This window comes from Streptomyces sp. NPDC093544 (assembly GCF_040683495.1).
GTDB lineage: Bacteria > Actinomycetota > Actinomycetes > Streptomycetales > Streptomycetaceae > Streptomyces.
The window spans coordinates 67,912-83,349 of record NZ_JBFBEA010000019.1 but is presented as its reverse complement, the minus strand read 5'-3'; the positions used below and the strand labels follow the sequence as shown (position 1 = coordinate 83,349).

General features: G+C 69.4%; 15 protein-coding genes. 6 read left to right on the top strand and 9 right to left on the bottom strand.

The genetic code is table 11. The features are described 5' to 3' along the window. Positions 1 to 40: 40 nt before the first annotated feature. Positions 41 to 721 carry a TetR/AcrR family transcriptional regulator gene (locus AB0N66_RS27750; protein WP_365439990.1) on the bottom strand — a complete coding sequence of 227 codons (681 nt, stop codon included), beginning with the start codon at positions 719 to 721 and terminating at the stop codon, positions 41 to 43. 310 nt (positions 722 to 1,031) lie between these two features. Here AB0N66_RS27750 and AB0N66_RS27745 point away from each other — a divergent pair, with 310 nt between their 5' ends. The 3 genes from AB0N66_RS27745 to AB0N66_RS27735 all read left to right on the top strand — a co-directional run bounded on the left by AB0N66_RS27745 (position 1,032) and on the right by AB0N66_RS27735 (position 3,870). After that, the gene (locus AB0N66_RS27745) at positions 1,032 to 1,823 is read left to right on the top strand and encodes a crotonase/enoyl-CoA hydratase family protein (protein ID WP_365439989.1); all 792 of its coding nucleotides are present in this window, start codon (positions 1,032 to 1,034) and stop codon (positions 1,821 to 1,823) included. 64 nt (positions 1,824 to 1,887) lie between these two features. After that, positions 1,888 to 3,054: an acetyl-CoA C-acyltransferase gene (locus AB0N66_RS27740; RefSeq protein ID WP_365440189.1), complete on the top strand. Its 1,167-nt coding sequence runs from the start codon at positions 1,888 to 1,890 to the stop codon at positions 3,052 to 3,054. A gap of 54 nt (positions 3,055 to 3,108) precedes the next feature. Then, positions 3,109 to 3,870 carry a 3-hydroxyacyl-CoA dehydrogenase gene (locus AB0N66_RS27735; RefSeq protein ID WP_365439987.1) on the top strand — a complete coding sequence of 254 codons (762 nt, stop codon included), beginning with the start codon at positions 3,109 to 3,111 and terminating at the stop codon, positions 3,868 to 3,870. Between the two features lie 88 nt (positions 3,871 to 3,958). Here AB0N66_RS27735 and AB0N66_RS27730 read toward each other — a convergent pair whose 3' ends face one another. Further along, positions 3,959 to 4,549 carry a helix-turn-helix domain-containing protein gene (locus AB0N66_RS27730; RefSeq protein ID WP_365439985.1) on the bottom strand — a complete coding sequence of 197 codons (591 nt, stop codon included), beginning with the start codon at positions 4,547 to 4,549 and terminating at the stop codon, positions 3,959 to 3,961. A gap of 195 nt (positions 4,550 to 4,744) precedes the next feature. Here AB0N66_RS27730 and AB0N66_RS27725 point away from each other — a divergent pair, with 195 nt between their 5' ends. After that, positions 4,745 to 5,953: an oxygenase MpaB family protein gene (locus AB0N66_RS27725; RefSeq protein WP_365439983.1), complete on the top strand. Its 1,209-nt coding sequence runs from the start codon at positions 4,745 to 4,747 to the stop codon at positions 5,951 to 5,953. Positions 5,954 to 6,013: 60 nt separating this feature from the next. Further along, positions 6,014 to 7,441: an aldehyde dehydrogenase gene (locus tag AB0N66_RS27720; RefSeq protein ID WP_365439981.1), complete on the top strand. Its 1,428-nt coding sequence runs from the start codon at positions 6,014 to 6,016 to the stop codon at positions 7,439 to 7,441. 678 nt (positions 7,442 to 8,119) lie between these two features. On the opposite strand, the gene AB0N66_RS27715 is transcribed toward AB0N66_RS27720, so the two are convergent. After that, positions 8,120 to 8,314, bottom strand: a complete 195-nt coding sequence (locus AB0N66_RS27715) for a hypothetical protein (protein WP_365439979.1) — start codon at positions 8,312 to 8,314, stop codon at positions 8,120 to 8,122. Positions 8,315 to 8,558: 244 nt separating this feature from the next. Next, positions 8,559 to 9,512: an AraC family transcriptional regulator gene (locus AB0N66_RS27710; RefSeq protein ID WP_365439977.1), complete on the bottom strand. Its 954-nt coding sequence runs from the start codon at positions 9,510 to 9,512 to the stop codon at positions 8,559 to 8,561. 125 nt (positions 9,513 to 9,637) lie between these two features. Between AB0N66_RS27710 and AB0N66_RS27705 the strand changes: the two genes are divergently transcribed. Continuing rightward, positions 9,638 to 10,090 carry a DUF6069 family protein gene (locus AB0N66_RS27705; protein WP_365439975.1) on the top strand — a complete coding sequence of 151 codons (453 nt, stop codon included), beginning with the start codon at positions 9,638 to 9,640 and terminating at the stop codon, positions 10,088 to 10,090. A gap of 10 nt (positions 10,091 to 10,100) precedes the next feature. On the opposite strand, the gene AB0N66_RS27700 is transcribed toward AB0N66_RS27705, so the two are convergent. The 5 genes from AB0N66_RS27700 to AB0N66_RS27680 are packed head-to-tail and all read right to left on the bottom strand — an operon-like array spanning position 10,101 to position 15,328. Beyond that, on the bottom strand, positions 10,101 to 10,739 hold the full coding sequence (locus AB0N66_RS27700) for an SDR family oxidoreductase (protein ID WP_365439973.1): 639 nt from the start codon (positions 10,737 to 10,739) through the stop codon (positions 10,101 to 10,103). Beyond that, on the bottom strand, positions 10,736 to 12,874 hold the full coding sequence (locus tag AB0N66_RS27695) for a xanthine dehydrogenase family protein molybdopterin-binding subunit (RefSeq protein ID WP_365439971.1): 2,139 nt from the start codon (positions 12,872 to 12,874) through the stop codon (positions 10,736 to 10,738). Before AB0N66_RS27695 ends, AB0N66_RS27700 begins: the two co-directional genes overlap by 4 nt. Continuing rightward, on the bottom strand, positions 12,871 to 13,899 hold the full coding sequence (locus AB0N66_RS27690) for an FAD binding domain-containing protein (RefSeq protein WP_365439969.1): 1,029 nt from the start codon (positions 13,897 to 13,899) through the stop codon (positions 12,871 to 12,873). The genes AB0N66_RS27695 and AB0N66_RS27690 overlap by 4 nt, the downstream gene beginning before the upstream one ends. After that, entirely contained in the window at positions 13,896 to 14,402 is a 507-nt protein-coding gene (locus tag AB0N66_RS27685) for a 2Fe-2S iron-sulfur cluster-binding protein (RefSeq protein ID WP_365439967.1), read from the bottom strand. The genes AB0N66_RS27690 and AB0N66_RS27685 overlap by 4 nt, the downstream gene beginning before the upstream one ends. Next, a complete protein-coding gene (locus AB0N66_RS27680) occupies positions 14,402 to 15,328 on the bottom strand; it encodes an SDR family NAD(P)-dependent oxidoreductase (RefSeq protein WP_365439965.1) in 927 nt (308 codons plus the stop codon). Before AB0N66_RS27680 ends, AB0N66_RS27685 begins: the two co-directional genes overlap by 1 nt. Positions 15,329 to 15,438 lie beyond the last annotated feature (110 nt).

Sequence of the window (15,438 nt, the reverse complement as noted above, 5' to 3'; positions counted from 1 at the left end):
CCGGCAGGTGGATACCCGCCCGTCGGATGAGGCTCCGTCATCAGTTTCTCCGGCCGCGAGGCGCGGGCCGCACTCGCGCCCCCACGGTGCGCAGGGAGATTGCCACATACCGGTCGGCGACCTCCTCCGGCGACAGCGGGCCCCCGTCGTGGTACCAACCGGTCACAGCCTGGCACATGCCGAGCAGGGCCCGCGTGGTGTCCGGCGCGTGTTCCACCTCGAACAGCCCCTGCCCCAAACCCTCTTCGATGATCCCCAGGAGCAGCTCCTCCAGGGCCTTGCGCCGAGCCGCGTATTCCTTACGGTTGACGGGTTCCAGGCAGCGCAGCTCGGAGTCGAGTCCGGCCGTCGCCGCTCGGTACGTCATGTGCAGCACCACGCACTCGATGACGTGGGCGAACCGGTCCAGAATCCGGTCCTCGGCCTCTGCGTCGGCCAGCCGTGCCCGCCGCAGTACCTCGTCCATCGCGCCTTCCAGCAGCGCGACGAGCAGTCCCTGCTTGTTTTCGAAGCGGTAGTAGATCATCGGCACGCTGACCCCGGCGCGGCGCGCGACGTCGCGCACCGATGTCCCGTGGTAGCCGTGCTCACGGAACTCCTCCAGGGCGGCCGACAGGATGGGCGGAAGGTCGAGCGGTGCGAATCCGCGCCAGTCGTCGATCTGCCCAGTCGGGTCCGGTGTCGCGTTCTCCACCTGCTCGCCGGGCGCTTTCGCTGCCATTCACCCACTCCTCACCGCCAGGCCGACACGGCCGGTGACGGAAGTCTAGCGAACGATAAATAGATGCCGGGCGGAGCTGACCTGAAGGGGTCTGCCGACTCCCCCGCCTCCATGGGACGTAGGAGCCGGCGGCGGCCTGGTCGTGATCCCGCCGAGGATAGCCCTATCCCGTCTTTTTCCGAAGCCCCGTGCTCCGGGGCTGCCTGCCGTCGGCTCCGGTCAGCTGCTTGACGTATTCACGATCCTCGACCTAGCGTCATTAACGAACGTTAGATAATGCCATGGCCAGTGAGTCGAGGAGGCAAGCAGCATGGCGGACGTAGAGCCGGCCAGGTCCGCGTCGGCGGCCACACTGGAGCGGCGCGGCAGCATCGCTCTGATCACCCTGAACCGGCCGCGAGCCCTGAACGCGGTGAACGCGGAACTCTCCGCTGCCGTCGGCGCCGCGCTGGAGGAGTTCGCCGCCGACTCCGGCCTGCGGGTCGCGGTGGTGACTGGCGCCGGGCGCGCCTTCTGCGCAGGCATGGACCTCAAGGAGGCGGCTGCCGGCCGCGATGTGATGGATCCGCGGCACCCCGAGTGGGGTTTCGCCGGTCTCGTCCGGCACTGGGTCGACAAGCCCCTGATCGCGGCTGTCAACGGCCTAGCGCTCGGAGGAGGCGCGGAGATCGTCCTCGCCTGTGACCTCGTCGTCGCCGACGAGAACGCCACGTTCGGCATGCCAGAGGTCCATCACGGCCTGTTCCCGGCAGCGGGCGGGGTGCTGCGGCTCCAGCAGCGCGTCCCGCGCAACATCGCCCTGGAGCTGGCACTCACCGGTACCCCCGTGGACGCGATCGCAGCTGCCGGATGGGGCCTGGTCAACCGGGTCGCCCCAGCCGGCAAGTCGGTCGAGACCGCGCTCGCGCTGGCCGGGGAGGTAGCGGCAGGCGCCCCCCTCTCCGTACGCGCCGTGAAGCGCTTCATGGCCTCCCGGGAGGCCGAGGCGGGGGCATGGGAGCAGAACGAGCGCGTCTGGCAGGAGGTCAACGCGAGTGACGATGCCAAGGAAGGCCCGCGCGCGTTCGCTGAGCAACGTGTGCCGCGCTGGACGGGCCGCTGATCACCCCGCCGAGGAGACGACCCGTACCCGCACGGACCCACGTAAAGGAAGCAAGATGCCCAACGTGAATGACGCCGTCATTGTCGACGTGGTGCGTACAGCGTCCGGCAAGGGCAAGCCCGGCGGCGCCCTGTCAGGACACCACCCCGCGGATCTGCTCGCCACCGTGCTCGCCGCGCTCGTCGAGCGCAACGACCTGGACCCCACCCTGGTCGACGACGTGATCGGCGGCTGCGTCACCCAGAGCGGCGAGCAGGCGCTGAACGTCACCCGTACCGCACTGCTGGCCGCGGGTTTCCCCGAGTCGGTGCCCGCCACCACCGTCGACCGGCAGTGCGGCTCCAGTCAGCAGGCCGCGCACTTCGCGGCGCAGGGCGTGCTGGCGGGTGCGTACGACATCGCGATCGCCTGTGGTGTGGAGTCGATGAGCCGGGTGCCGATGTTCTCCAGCGTGGGCGGCGCCGACACCTCGGGCGAGCTGCTGCGCCGCCGCTACCCGGAGGGTCTCGTGCAGCAGGGCATATCGGCCGAACTGCTCGCTGTGCGCTGGAAGTTGGAGCGCGCGGAACTGGACGAGTTCGCCGCCCGGTCCCACCGGCGGGCTGCTGCGACTGCCGCGTCGGGCGGTTTCGACCGGGAGATCGTCCCGGTCGGCGGGCACGCGGCGGACGAGACCATCCGCGCGGCGACCACCGTGGAGCAACTGGCCGGACTCAAGCCCGCGTTCACCGGACTGTCCGACGCCGAGCGGTACCCGGAGATCGACTGGCGCATCACGGCCGGCAGTTCCTCGCCGTACACCGACGGCGCTTCCGCCGCCCTCATCGCGAGCGCCGCAACCGCCGAACGGCTCGGCCTGCGCCCGCGCGCCCGTTTCCGTTCCTTTGCGGTCACCGGTTCCGATCCGCTGCTGATGCTCGACGGGGTCGTCCCGGCCACCCGGAAGGTTCTCGACCGCGCCGGGCTTTCGATCGACGCGATCGAGGCGTACGAGGTCAACGAGGCGTTCGCGCCCGTACCGCTGCTGTGGCAGCGTGCGCTCGGTGCCGACCCCGGCCGCCTCAACCCGCGCGGCGGCGCCATCGCGCTGGGCCATCCGCTCGGCGCCTCCGGCACCCGGCTGCTCGCCACCCTGGTGAACCATCTGGAGGCGACCGGCGGTCGCTACGGCCTGCAGACGATGTGCGAGGGCGGCGGCATGGCCAACGCCACGATCATCGAACGTATCTGACGGCACGTCATAACAGCTGTCCAATGTTCGGCACACGGAGCTCAGGAGCGCACCATGGACATCGCGGGCACCACCGCGCTCATCACCGGCGGGGCCTCGGGGCTGGGCCTCGCCACCGCCCGGCAGTTGCTGGACGCCGGCGCGTCGGTGGTCCTGGCTGACCTGCCGTCGTCCGACGGCAAGGCCATCGCCGACGGACTCGGCGACCGCGCCGTCTTCGCGCCCACCGACGTCACCAGCGAGGCGGACGTCACCGCCGCCCTGGACGCGGCCGCCGGACTCGGCACACTGCGGATCGCCGTCAACTGCGCGGGCATCGGCACGGCCGCACGGGTGCTGGGCAAGAAGGGCCCCTTCCCGCTGGCCGACTTCGGCCGCACCGTCCAGGTCAACCTCGTCGGCACGTTCAATGTGATCCGGCTGGCCGCCGAGCGCATGGTCGCCCACGATCCCGTCGGCGAAGAGCGGGGCGTCATCGTCAACACCGCCTCAGTTGCCGCGTACGACGGGCAGATCGGGCAGGCCGCGTACTCCGCCTCCAAAGGCGGCGTGGTCGGCCTCACCCTCCCCGTCGCCCGCGAACTGGCCGCATTCCGGATCCGGGTTATGACCATCGCGCCCGGCCTGTTCGAGACTCCGATGCTCGCCTCGCTGCCCGAGGAGGCAAAGGCATCACTAGGCGCCCAGGTCCCTCACCCCAGCCGTCTGGGCCGACCCGCCGAATACGCCGCCCTGGTCCAGCACATCGCCGAGAACCCGATGCTCAATGGCGAGGTCATCCGGCTCGACGGCGCGATTCGCATGGCCCCTCGCTGACACGCAGCCCCTCGGTGTCGGGTCGACCGGAGATGGGCGCCTGCGGGGGCTGACTTCCGGAAGGTCTGGTGGAGGTAAGGGAGTACTTTCAACCCGCCCGTCCGTGGCGGCAAGATCGAAGCAGCGCTGGCGGGTGTCCGCCCTGGCGAGGAGGACCCTCGCTGTGTGAAAGACGGATCGGTTCGACGGTCGGGGTTGGCGAAGATCTGGTAGCCACCCACCGCGCGGCCGGCTGGGCCGACGGCACCACCGCCCGATTCCTCGACTCGATAGGGCCAGGACAGTAAGGGCGCGTCTCACTCTCGGGCTCGGCCGACCGCTCCGCCGCCGGTTTGTCGGCGAACCTCTGTCCGCTGCCTGGGAGGCCGCCTGCACCGACATCTGGAGGCTGCGTGCGGATTCCCAGTCCTACAACGCCGACGGGCTCGGCCGTCAGCCGCTGACACAGGCTGCGAACCGCAAATCGAATCCGTGACACGGCGTCCGCGAGCGGCACGAGTCGCGCGAACTCCCCCGGACCTGCCTCCTCCATCAGCAGGATGAGCGAGTCGCTCATGCCTTGCTCGCCCGCGAAGACTTCTTGCTTGTCGCCGAAATAGCGGAAGTACGTCATACGTACGACCTCCGCCCGCTCCGCGATCTGCGTGACGCCTACGTCGGCGAAACCGTGCTGGGCCATGAGCTCGAAGGCTGCCCTGATGATCAGTCCCGCACCTTCTGCCGGGTGCGCTGGCGCGGCGGAAGTTTCTGAGTCATGAAAATCAACCCAAGGATGCATACCCAGTACCTAAAGATACCGAGTACCATGACATTCCCTGCCCGTGCTTTCACTCGGCTGTTGCCGAGCGGCTTGTGAAGCGGAAGCGAGAACCTCATGACGAGCACATCATCAAGCCCCGTCGTCCCTGGCCGGGTGGTCAATCTGGAACAGGCGCGTGCCAAGCACGGCGACCGGATCGATCATCTGGTGGGGATGCTCATGGTGGGTGACCCTCTGGCGGACGCGGTCATCGCCGAGCTGGACCAGCTCGGCAAGGAGGGGCGTCGGCTGCTCAACGCCGGCCTCGCCGACGGTCTGGACAGTCTGGGTCCGCGCCCTCCCGCTGCCATGGCCGCGCTGCTGCGGCAGGCGGAGGAGCTCCCCTCATGGGTGGACCCCGCGATGCTTGCCCGCGGGGAAACCGCGGCTCACTCCGTTCCCCGGGTGTGGTTCGAGCTGTCCGGGATCAGCAGCGCGCTGGTGCACACGTACACCTCGCCGGCCATTGCCCGACTGCTGGTCCAGACGGGCAAGTTGACCGCCATGGCGCCGCGGCGCCTGGTGGAGACGGGTATGTGGGTGTTCCAGGCCACCGCGCCCGGGGGCCTGCTGCGGGGGGCACCCGGGTATGTCGCCACCATCCAGGTTCGGCTGCTGCACGCTCGGATGCGGTCGGCGGCGCTCAAGCACGGCTGGGACAGCAGTGAGTGGGGCACACCGATCAGTCAGGTGGACGTGGCCCGTACCTGGCTCGATTTCACGCTGACCCCGTTCCACGCATTGGCAGTCGCCGGGATCGGTCTGACCGAGGCCGAGGACCGGGATCTGTACGCGTACTGGTCCTACATTGCCTACCTGCTCGGACTGGACGAGGGTTTCTCCCGCGATGTGGTCGACGAGAAGAGCGCCCAGGAGCTGCAAGACCTGCTCGACTCCACCACCGCACCGCCGGACGACGATTCCCGCGCTCTGACAGCCGCGATGGTCGGCGCCCAGGTCGAAGCCCTGTCCGCCGGTCCCAGGCCCCTGATGTCCAAGCCGGCGCTGGAAGACCTGATCCACGGTCTGCTCCGCCGGTCCTTCGGTGACGAACTGGCCGACGGGCTGGGCATTCCCCCGTCGAACGCGTCCGCCTTCCTTCCCCTGATAGCGCTGGTCAACAGCCAGGCCCGGCGGTGGCAGACCCTGACGGCCGAATCCGCTGAGCAGGCCCGGCGGGAGAACACCGCGGGCCCGTCGATGGACGAGGTGGCCGCTCTGATCCCCGGCGGGCCCGCCTATCACCAGCTTCTGCACAACGACGCTGACGATTCGGCGGCTTGAGCCGTCCGGAAGCCTCGCCCCTGACGGAGTCGAGGCGAGTCCCGTACATAGGAGGCATTCATGACCCACGAGTCCACCTCTCTGTTCATCGGCGGCCGGTGGGTGGCGCCCAGCAGCGGGGAGGTCAACACCGTCATCCGCGCCGCCACCGAAGAGCCCCTCGGCACAACCCCGTTGGGCGGTGCCGAGGACATCGACCGTGCCGTCCACGCGGCCCGCAGCACCACCTGGTCGCAGGTCCCGGCCGGGGAACGGGCTGACATCATGGAGGCGTTCGCCAAGGCGATCGAGGCGCGTACCGACGAACTGGCGCGCCTGGTATCGGCGGAGAACGGCATGCCGATCAAGACCTCCATGCCCGCCAACGTGCTCTTCCCTACCGCGGTTCTCCGCTACTACGCGGCCCTTGCACCGCAGACGCCATGGGAAGAAGACCGGTTCGGTCCCGGGGGCGTGACACGCGTACTTCGGGAACCGGTGGGTGTGGTCGGCGCCATCGTGCCGTGGAACTACCCGCAGATCCTGGCCATGATGAAGATCGCGCCGGCTCTGGCCGCAGGCTGCACGCTCGTGCTGAAACCTGCCCTTGAGACGGCCCTGGACGCCAACATCCTTGCCGAGGCCGCGATCGAAGCCGGTCTGCCCGCCGGTGTTCTCAACATCGTTCCCGGTGGCATGGAGGCCGGTCAGGCCCTCGTCGCCCATCAGGGCGTGGACAAGATCGCCTTCACCGGTTCCACCACCGCAGGCCGGGCGATCGCCGCCTCGTGCGGCGAGCGGCTCCGCCCCGTCACCCTCGAACTCGGCGGCAAATCGGCCGCGATCATCCTCGACGACGCCGACATCGCGGCCACCGCCGCCGCGCTGGCCGACGTCTCCTTCCCCAACAACGGCATGACCTGCTTCTCCTGCACACGCGTACTGGCCCCGGCACACCGATACGCCGAGACACTGGACGCCATCACGGAGATGGCCTCGTCCCTGCGCGTGGGCGACCCACTCGACCCGGCCACCGATATCGGCCCTCTGGTTTCGGCACGTCATCGCGAGCGCGTGGAGCGCTACATCTCCCTCGGCCGCGAAGAGGGTGCTCGGCTCACCGTCGGCGGTGACCGTCCGGCGCACCTGGACCGGGGCTGGTACCTCCAGCCGACCGTGTTCGGCGATGTCGACAACGGAATGACCATCGCTCAGGAAGAGATCTTCGGCCCGGTGGTCTGCGTCATCCCCTACGAAAACGAGGAACACGCGGTCGCCCTGGCGAACGACTCCAGTTACGGACTCGCCGGTACGGTCTGGACCTCAGATCCTCAGCGCGGTGCCGCCGTCGCGAACAGAATCGACACCGGCACCATCGGAGTCAACGGCTACCGCATGGACATCACTTCCCCCTACGGCGGTAACAAGGCAAGCGGCCTCGGCCGCGAACTGGGACCCGAAGGGCTGGATGCCTACGTACAGATGAAATCCGTCTACCTGCCGGCTTGACGCGGCAACGGCGGCTACAGGGAAGAACGCGGCGGTCGACGGAAGCAATGCCCCGTCGACCGCCTGCCTTGTTCACACCCCTGACGTCTCCGTCAGCGTCCAGGGATAACACCGGCACCAGGGACAGCAGCGTCACGGCGACGGGCCCCCAGGTCCAGATGGCCAGGTCCGGCCCGGAGCCCAGCGCTCGCGGGCCACCCAGCTGAGCAGCGACGCGGGAAGACGGCACTTACCACGTACGTGCCAACGGCGACCGTCTCCGAACCGTCGATTCGTCCGCCGTTGCGGCCGCCGGGGTGGCCCCCGGTCAACCGCCGGGAGGGAGGAATCCGGCACCGACGACGACCATCCGGGGCCGGCCGCGGCCTGGCAGTACTCAACGCATTCGATGCCGTCGCCGCCGCCCGTTGACCGGCACCAGGTACATCCTCAGCTGTCCGGACCGCTGTCCTTGAGGATGTACGCGATCGCGGCCGGCGTCAGCCCGTCGGGCCGGGGGTCACCCGGGTCTCGGTCGGCGATGTGGCCGTCGTACTGCACAACGGACCGGAGTTCGTCGAACTGCCCCGAAGATGGTTCCGGCCCGCCCGGGCGGCAACTACTGTCCCTCGTCGTCGAGGATGGCGACGGTCATCCCGGGAATTGGGCGCCCCACCGTGCGGGCTTTTCCAGCCATTCCTACGGTCCGCCGCGGGAACTCGCCGAAGAACTCCGCGACTTCTGCCGCACCGCCGGCCGGTCGGAAGCCACCAGGGCCAAATGGTAGAAGTGCGTGGGCACCATGCGGGTGCTGGTCACGACGTGGTGCTGGATAGCGCGTAGCGTCGCCTCGGCGTCGAACCGGGCCTCGGCATCAGTCGCTGAAGTGCTCATCGATGCCCGGCCCTTTATCAACGCTGGAAGGAAAGGCTTCTTGATCACGGAGTTTTGATTTCAGACGAAACTCGTCCGAATGAGAAGCCAGCAGGTCCACCGTGGGTGTCAAGGCGCTGCGTCCGACGCCGCCGGCGTCACCCGCAGCGGATCCCGGATCCAGGCCGTCTCTATCCTCGGACTACCTGTACGACCCTCCCTCAGGCCGTGTGGGCGACCCCCTCGCCGCAGCCGTAACGGCGCGCTAGGCAACACCGCTCTGGCGGCGGTATCGACCGGGCGAGGACCCGTACAGCCGCTTGAAGGCGGTCGCGAAGCCGTACTCGGAGGCGTATCCGACCTGGCGAGCCACCGTGCCGAGGGGGGTGTCCGCGCTGCGCAGGAGGCGTGCGGCGGTAGTCATCCGCCACCAGGTCAGGTAGGCCAGCGGCGAGCGGCCCACCAGGGCGGTGAAGCGGCGGGCGAAGACCGCACGGGAGGTGCCCGCCTCGGCGCCGAGCGCGGCCACGGTCCAGGGCGCTGACGGGTCGCGGTGGATCGCGTGGAGGGCTGCACTCACCGCCGGGTCCCGCAGTGCCGCCGCCCATCCGCTCGTCGCCGCCGAAGCGACCGGAGCCGGCTGTTCTTCGCAGCAGGCGCGCAGGATGTAGAGCAGCAGGACGTCGAGCAGTGGGGTCACCGCCGCGTTCGCTCCTTGCCCGGACGGGCGGTCCAGTTCGGCGGCCAGCAGGTCGACCGCCGCCCGGATCGCGGGCCGTCCGCCGAGCCCGGCGGGTAGGTGGACGAAGTCGGGCAGGTCGCTCAGGAAGGGATGCGTGCGCTCGGGGCCCAGCCGGTAGCCGCCGCCGATGAGCACCGTGTCGGGCGACTGCCGACCGCCGGCCGATGCCGGGATCCGGGTAGGTCTCACCACCGGCCGGCCGGGCAGTGGCGGACAGGCCCGGTCGGCGAGGGGGGTCAGCGGGTGATCCGCTTGTCGGTGCCTGGTGCCCCGGGGGAGGAAAAGGACGTCACCCGCGGCGACCGGAAACGGCTGGCGGTCCGGCGGGATCACCCAGAACGACCCCTGGAGTACGACCTGGAAGGCGGCTCCGAACCCTCCGGAACAGCGCATCTCCCATGGCGCGGAATACGCGAAGCGGGCGGATTGGGGTTCGCCCGTGCGTAGCGTCGCGAGCACATCACTGAGGACGTCCATGAAGGCAGCCTTTCTTCACCCTCGGGCGAGACGATCGCAGCGGAAATCGAGCTCATTACGCATTGGGGATATGGCCATCGGCTCCTACGGTCGATGACATAAGAACTCTTCTCCAGGAGATCCCGTTGAGCACTGAAACAGTTCGTTCCGCGCGTTTTCAGGCCCCTTATGCGAGCAGGTCGCTCGCTGTGGCGGCCGCGGTCATCGCGGCTTCCGCGGTGTGGTCGATCGCCCGCTGGGTGGGAATCGACATGGTGGTCCCGGAAGGCGACGGGACGGAGACAATCGCGCTGTGGCACGTGGTGCGTGCCGTGCTGCCTGTCTCACTGATCGGCTGGGTGGTGCTCGCCGCCCTGGAGCGCTGGGTTCCGCGCCGGGCCAGGGTGATCTGGACATCGGGAGCCATCGCCGTGACGCTGCTGTCCCTGGTGCCGGTGCTCTCCCTGGATGCCGACGCGGACGTCAGAGCCGTGCTCACCGCGCTGCATCTGACCGTGGCCGTGGTTCTTGTGCCGCTGCTGCTGCGTCGCCCCGTCCGCTCGGGAGTCCCGACTCGCCGCCGACCGGCGAATCGCTAGTCGCTAGTCGCTAGTCGGCGATGACCGCCCTACGCCGGGTGAACGTGTTGTCGTCGATTTGCCGCAGCATGAAGTCGGCGACGTCGGCCCGGGAGATTTTCGCCAGGCCCTTCAGCGGGAGGCGTTCACCTGCCCGGTACGTACCGGTGCGGGGCCCGTTGGTGAGCAGGACGGGGTAGACCAGCGTCCAGTTCACTTCGCTGGCCTCCAGGATCCGCTCGGCACGGAGTTTGTCGGCGTAGATCGGCCCCAGGACCATCCGGTACCCCACCTTGAGCGGCAACGGCGCCTCCTTGAAGCTGTCTCCCACGCCGAGGGCGGACAGGAAGACAAGACGGTCGACGCCCGACTCCCGCATCGCACTGAGGATGGCCGGAGTCGCGTCGGTGATCACAGTGGGGGCGCGCATGCCCTTGTAGGTGTGGGCGTTTCCCAGCGCGCTGATGACCGCGTCATGTCCGGCGACCGCCGCGTTGACGGCCTTCTGGTCCGCCGTCACCTGCCCTGCCTCCACTCGGAGGTCCGGGTGGTCGAGTTGCACCTTCGACGGGTCCCGTACGAATGCCGTCACGTGGTGCCCTGCGGCGAGTGCCTGCTCGACGACCTGTTTGCCGGTGGCGCCGGTGGCGCCGAAAACGATGATGTTCATGATGTCTCCTTGATCTCAGACGGTGCGGAAGAGTGGAGGTCGGTGAAATCGTCGACGGTGAGCGGGAGTTCGCGCACCCGTCGTCCCGTGGCGTGCCAGGCGGCATTGGCGATGGCGGCGGCGACTCCCACCACCCCGATCTCGCCGAGGCCCTTGGCGCCAAGGGTGTTGTGGCGGGGATCGGGCACCCCCAGCCACAAAGCCTGCATGTCCGGCACATCCGCGTGGGCCGCCACGTGGTACGAAGCCAGGTCGTGGTTGACGACATGGCCGTACCGGTGGTCCATGACGCTTTCCTCGTGCAGGGCCATGGACAGCCCCATCACCATGCCCCCGATCAACTGCGACCGGGCGGTACGGGGATTGATCACCCGGCCGACGTCGAACGCCCCGAGCATCCGGCGCACCCTGAGCTCACCGGTGTCCGCGTGCACCGCGACTTCGGCGAACTGGGCGCCGAAGGAGAAGCGGGCGAACTTCGCACCCTCGGTGTCCGGGGCGGCTCTCCCCTCGGCCTGCGCCCCGACGGGCGGTGCGGCGCCGTGGCGGGAACGGAAGGCTGCCACGGCGGCGAGGACGGCTTCGCTCCAGGCCGTGGTGCCGGCCGAGCCGACGGCGGCCAGGGCGAAGGGCAGCGAGGAGGAGCCGATCACCACGTCCACGTCCGGTACGGCGACGTCCAGGGCGTCGGCGGCGATCTGGCTGAGGATGGTCCACGCCCCGGTGCCGATGTCCGCGGCGGCGAGCTCGACGCGGTAGCGCCCACCCGGCAGGGCGTGCACGGCCGCGCTCGACGGAGGGAACGCCTGGAAGGGGTAACTGGCCGCGGCCACACCGGTGCCCAGCCACCACTCGCCCTCCTGCCGCCTGCGCGGCGCCGCGTCACGGTCCCCCCAGCCGAAGCGGCGCGCTCCCACCCGCAGGCACCAGATCAGGTCGCGGGAGGAGAAGGGCCGCCCGGAGTCGGGGTCCGTGGCCGGTTCGTTGCGGATCCGCAGCTCGACGGGGTCGATCCCCAGCTCGACCGCCAGCTCGTCCATGGCCGACTCCAGGGCGAACGACCCGGGGCCCTCGCCCGGCGCGCGCATGAAACCCGGGACCGAGACGTCGAGCGGCACCAGCCGATGGGATGAGGAGTGCGCGTACGACCCGTAGAGGCTGCGGCTGCCGAGGGCGGCGGGTTCGGTGAACTCCCCGTGGCGAGCGGTCTGCTGCACCGAGTCGTGTCCGATCGCCGTCAGGCTTCCGTCGCTCCGGGCACCGAGCCGCACCCGCTGGATGGTGGGCGTGCGGTAGGACGTGCCGACGAAGGTGTGCCGCCGCGGCATCGCGAACTTGACGGCTCGGCCAGGGACGGCACGCGCCGCCATGACCGTCAGGATGTGGTGTGCCTGGGGCGTGACCTTGGCGCCGAATCCGCCGCCGACGAAAGGCGCGATCACCTTCAGTTGGTCGGGGCGCAGCCCCAGGGCGGGCGCGAGCCGTAGTTGCAGGACGGCCGCGCCCTGCGTCGACTCGTACAGCGTCACCTGCTCGGTCCCGTCCTCGACGGTCCAGATCGCGACGGTGGTGTGCGGCTCCAGCGGAACGTGATGGTGGCCGGGTGTGCGGTAGATCCGGTCCACGTACGCGTCCGCGGCCTGTACCGCGGCATCCCAGTCGCCACGGTCGGCATCGGGCGGCGAGTGCCCGTTGTGCAGCATGTCGGGGGCGTAGCGGTCCGGGTGATCCGCCCGGACCTCCGTGTCGTGGCCGAGGATGTCGTAGGCGACGGTGACGAGGGCTGCCGCGTGCCTGGCGATCTCCGGGGTGTCCGCCAGGACGGCTCCGATGAACTGCCCGTAGTAGGCGATGTCGGCGTCCTGCAGGACACGCAGTGCGGCCGGAGCACCGGCCGGCAGGCGGGGCGCGTTGTCGGCGGTCAGCAGCCTGACGCTGTCGTGCACGGCGAGTGCGGCCGACCCGTCCATGGACAGCAGCGTTGCCCGCGGGTGGCTCGCGCGGAGGGGATACAGGTACATGGGTTCGGCGACCGGCTGGTCATAGGCGTACGGAGCGGTTCCCGTGACCTTGCCCCGGCCGTCGAGGCGCTCGATGGGGCGGCCGACCGACCGTGTGCGCACCGGGGCCGTCATGATGCCCCGCCCTTAGTCCGGGTTTCCTCGCCGTGGGTCGGCGCCGTCCGCGCGAGTCGACGCAGTACCAATGTCAGTGCGCCGGTCACCAGCGGGATCTTGTACGCGTTGCCGCGGTACGGAGCAGCCGCGGCCAGTTCGGCTTCCGCCGCGCGACGGAAGACATCGTCTGTTGCGGCGCTGCCGCGCAGGACGTGTTCGGCCCGGTGTGCTCGCCACGGTTTGTGCGCGACGCCCCCCAGGGCCACTCGGACGTCCGTGATGGTGCCGTCCTCGACGGCGAGCGCCGCTGCCACCGAGACGAGCGCGAAGGCGTAGGAGGCCCTGTCCCGTACCTTGTGGTAGGTGGAGTTCCCGGCCACTTCGGCAGCGGGAAGTTCCACCCCGGTGATGAGGTCACCGTGGTTCAGCACGGTGTCGCGGGCCGGATCCTGTGCCGGGTCGCCGTATATGTCACCGATGCCGATCCGGCGTTCGCCATCCGTGCCGCTGATCACCACCACCGCGTCCAGGGCGGCGAGTGCGACGGCCATGTCGGACGGGTGGGTGGCGATGCAGCGGGGGGACGCGCCGAGAATCGCGTGATAGCGGCTCGAACCCTGGGCCGCGGCACAACCCGAGCCGGGCCGGCGCTTGTTGCACGGGGTGTCCAGGTCCTGGAAGTACACGCACCGGGTGCGCTGGAGAATATTGCCCGCGGTGGTCGCCAGGTTTCGCAACTGGGCGGACGCTCCCGAAAGCAGCGCCAAGGACAGCATCGGATACCGCTCCCGGATCAGCGGATGCGAGGCAAGGTCGCTGTTGCGCACCTCCGCGCCGACGGATACTCCCCCGTCGGCCGTCGGGGTGATGCTGTCGAAGGGCAGCTTGGAGACGTCCACCAGCAACTCCGGGGTGGCCAGCCCGAGTTTGAGGTGGTCGACGAGGTTGGTGCCGCCGCCCAGGAACATGGCCCCGGGCCGATGAGCCACCGTCGCCACCGCCGTACTGGCATCCGTGGCGGTTCGATACGTGAAGGGGTTCACTGCGCCGTCACCTGCTTCACGGCGGCGCGAATGTTCTGATAGGCGCCGCACCGGCACAGGTTGCCGCTCATGCGTTCACTGATCTCCGCGTCGGTGAGTTCGGCGGGAGCGCGGAGACCGGGCGTCACAGAACTCGGGTCACCGGCCTTGAACTCCTCGATCATGCCGATGGCCGAGCAGATCTGCCCGGGGGTGCAGAAGCCGCACTGAAAGCCGTCGTGGTCGAGGAACGCCTGCTGCATCGGATGCAGTTCGCCGTCTGCCGCCAGACCCGCCGCCGTGGTGATCCGTGCTCCGTCATGAGCGACTGCCAACGGAAGGCAGGTGAGGATCCGCCGCCCGTCACAGAGGACGGTGCATGCTCCGCACTGCCCGTGATCGCACCCCTTTTTCGGCGCCGTGACGCCGAGCCGGTCGCGCAAGGCGTCCAGGAGCGTGGTGCGGGTGTCGACGGTCAGCGCGTGTGCGCGGCCGTCCACATGCAAGGTGAGGGGAGTGTCCATCAGCTCAGCGCCGAATCCTCGGTGTTCAGCGCGCAGAAAGCGGCGGCGCCTGCCCAGAGTTGCTCTTCGCGGTCGCGGTCGTACGACGCGCCCGACGAGGGCGCCGCCTTGCCGCGATCGAGGTAGGCGCCGCTGTCACCTGGCCGCGGCCCCACGGCTGCCTGCGCCAGCAGGCGTCCGGCGGTGCCGGTGCCGGTGGCGACCGGAGTGGCGCGCAGCAGGTAGCCGACCGTGCGCGAGACCGCCCGTATCCGCCGGGGCGCGTCACGGAACAGATCGGTGCCGTGGACGTAACCGGGATCGTAGGTGTAGATGTCGACGCCGTCCGGCAGTCGGCGTGCGAAGGCGTGGACGAGGTACACGACCGCCAACTTGCTGGTGGTGTATGCCGTGCGCCCCTCGGCGATCGAATCGTCCCGCAGGCCGGCGCCCGGTGCGGCAAGCCGGTTCAGCTCTTCCCAGCGGGGCGCGGGCATGATCCCCATGTTGTGCCGGAAGTCCCCGAAGTGCGTGTCACTTCCCACTACGAGGAGCCGCGCCGGCGCGCCGAACCGGTCGTGCAGCAGGCGCAGGAAGAGGTAGTTGGCCAGCACGTTGACCGCGAACGTCGTCTCATAGCCATCGACGGTGCTGTGCGTACGCGCGGCCCACTGCGTGCCGGCGTTTCCGATGAAGCCGCCCAGCGGCGGAATCGCTCCCTGGTCCAGGAGCCGGCCGATCTCGGCTGCCGTAGCGCGGATGTCATCGAGCGAGGCCAGGTCGCAGCGCAGGGTGGACACATTGGGGTTGCCGGTCGCCGAGGCGAGCTCCTTGTCGAGCCTGCCGGCGGCGGCTCCCCGCACCGGGATCAGCAGGTGCAACTCCGGATGGCCGCGCAGCAGTTGCTCGGCCGCGGCCCGGCCGAGACCGCGGCTCGCTCCGGTCATGACGAATGTGCGGGCTGGGACCTCCATGGCGGGAACCTCTCTCGGCGGCGAAGACCTGATATCGAGTGGGACTCAGTATCTTTAGATACTGAGTCTATATCATAGGATGG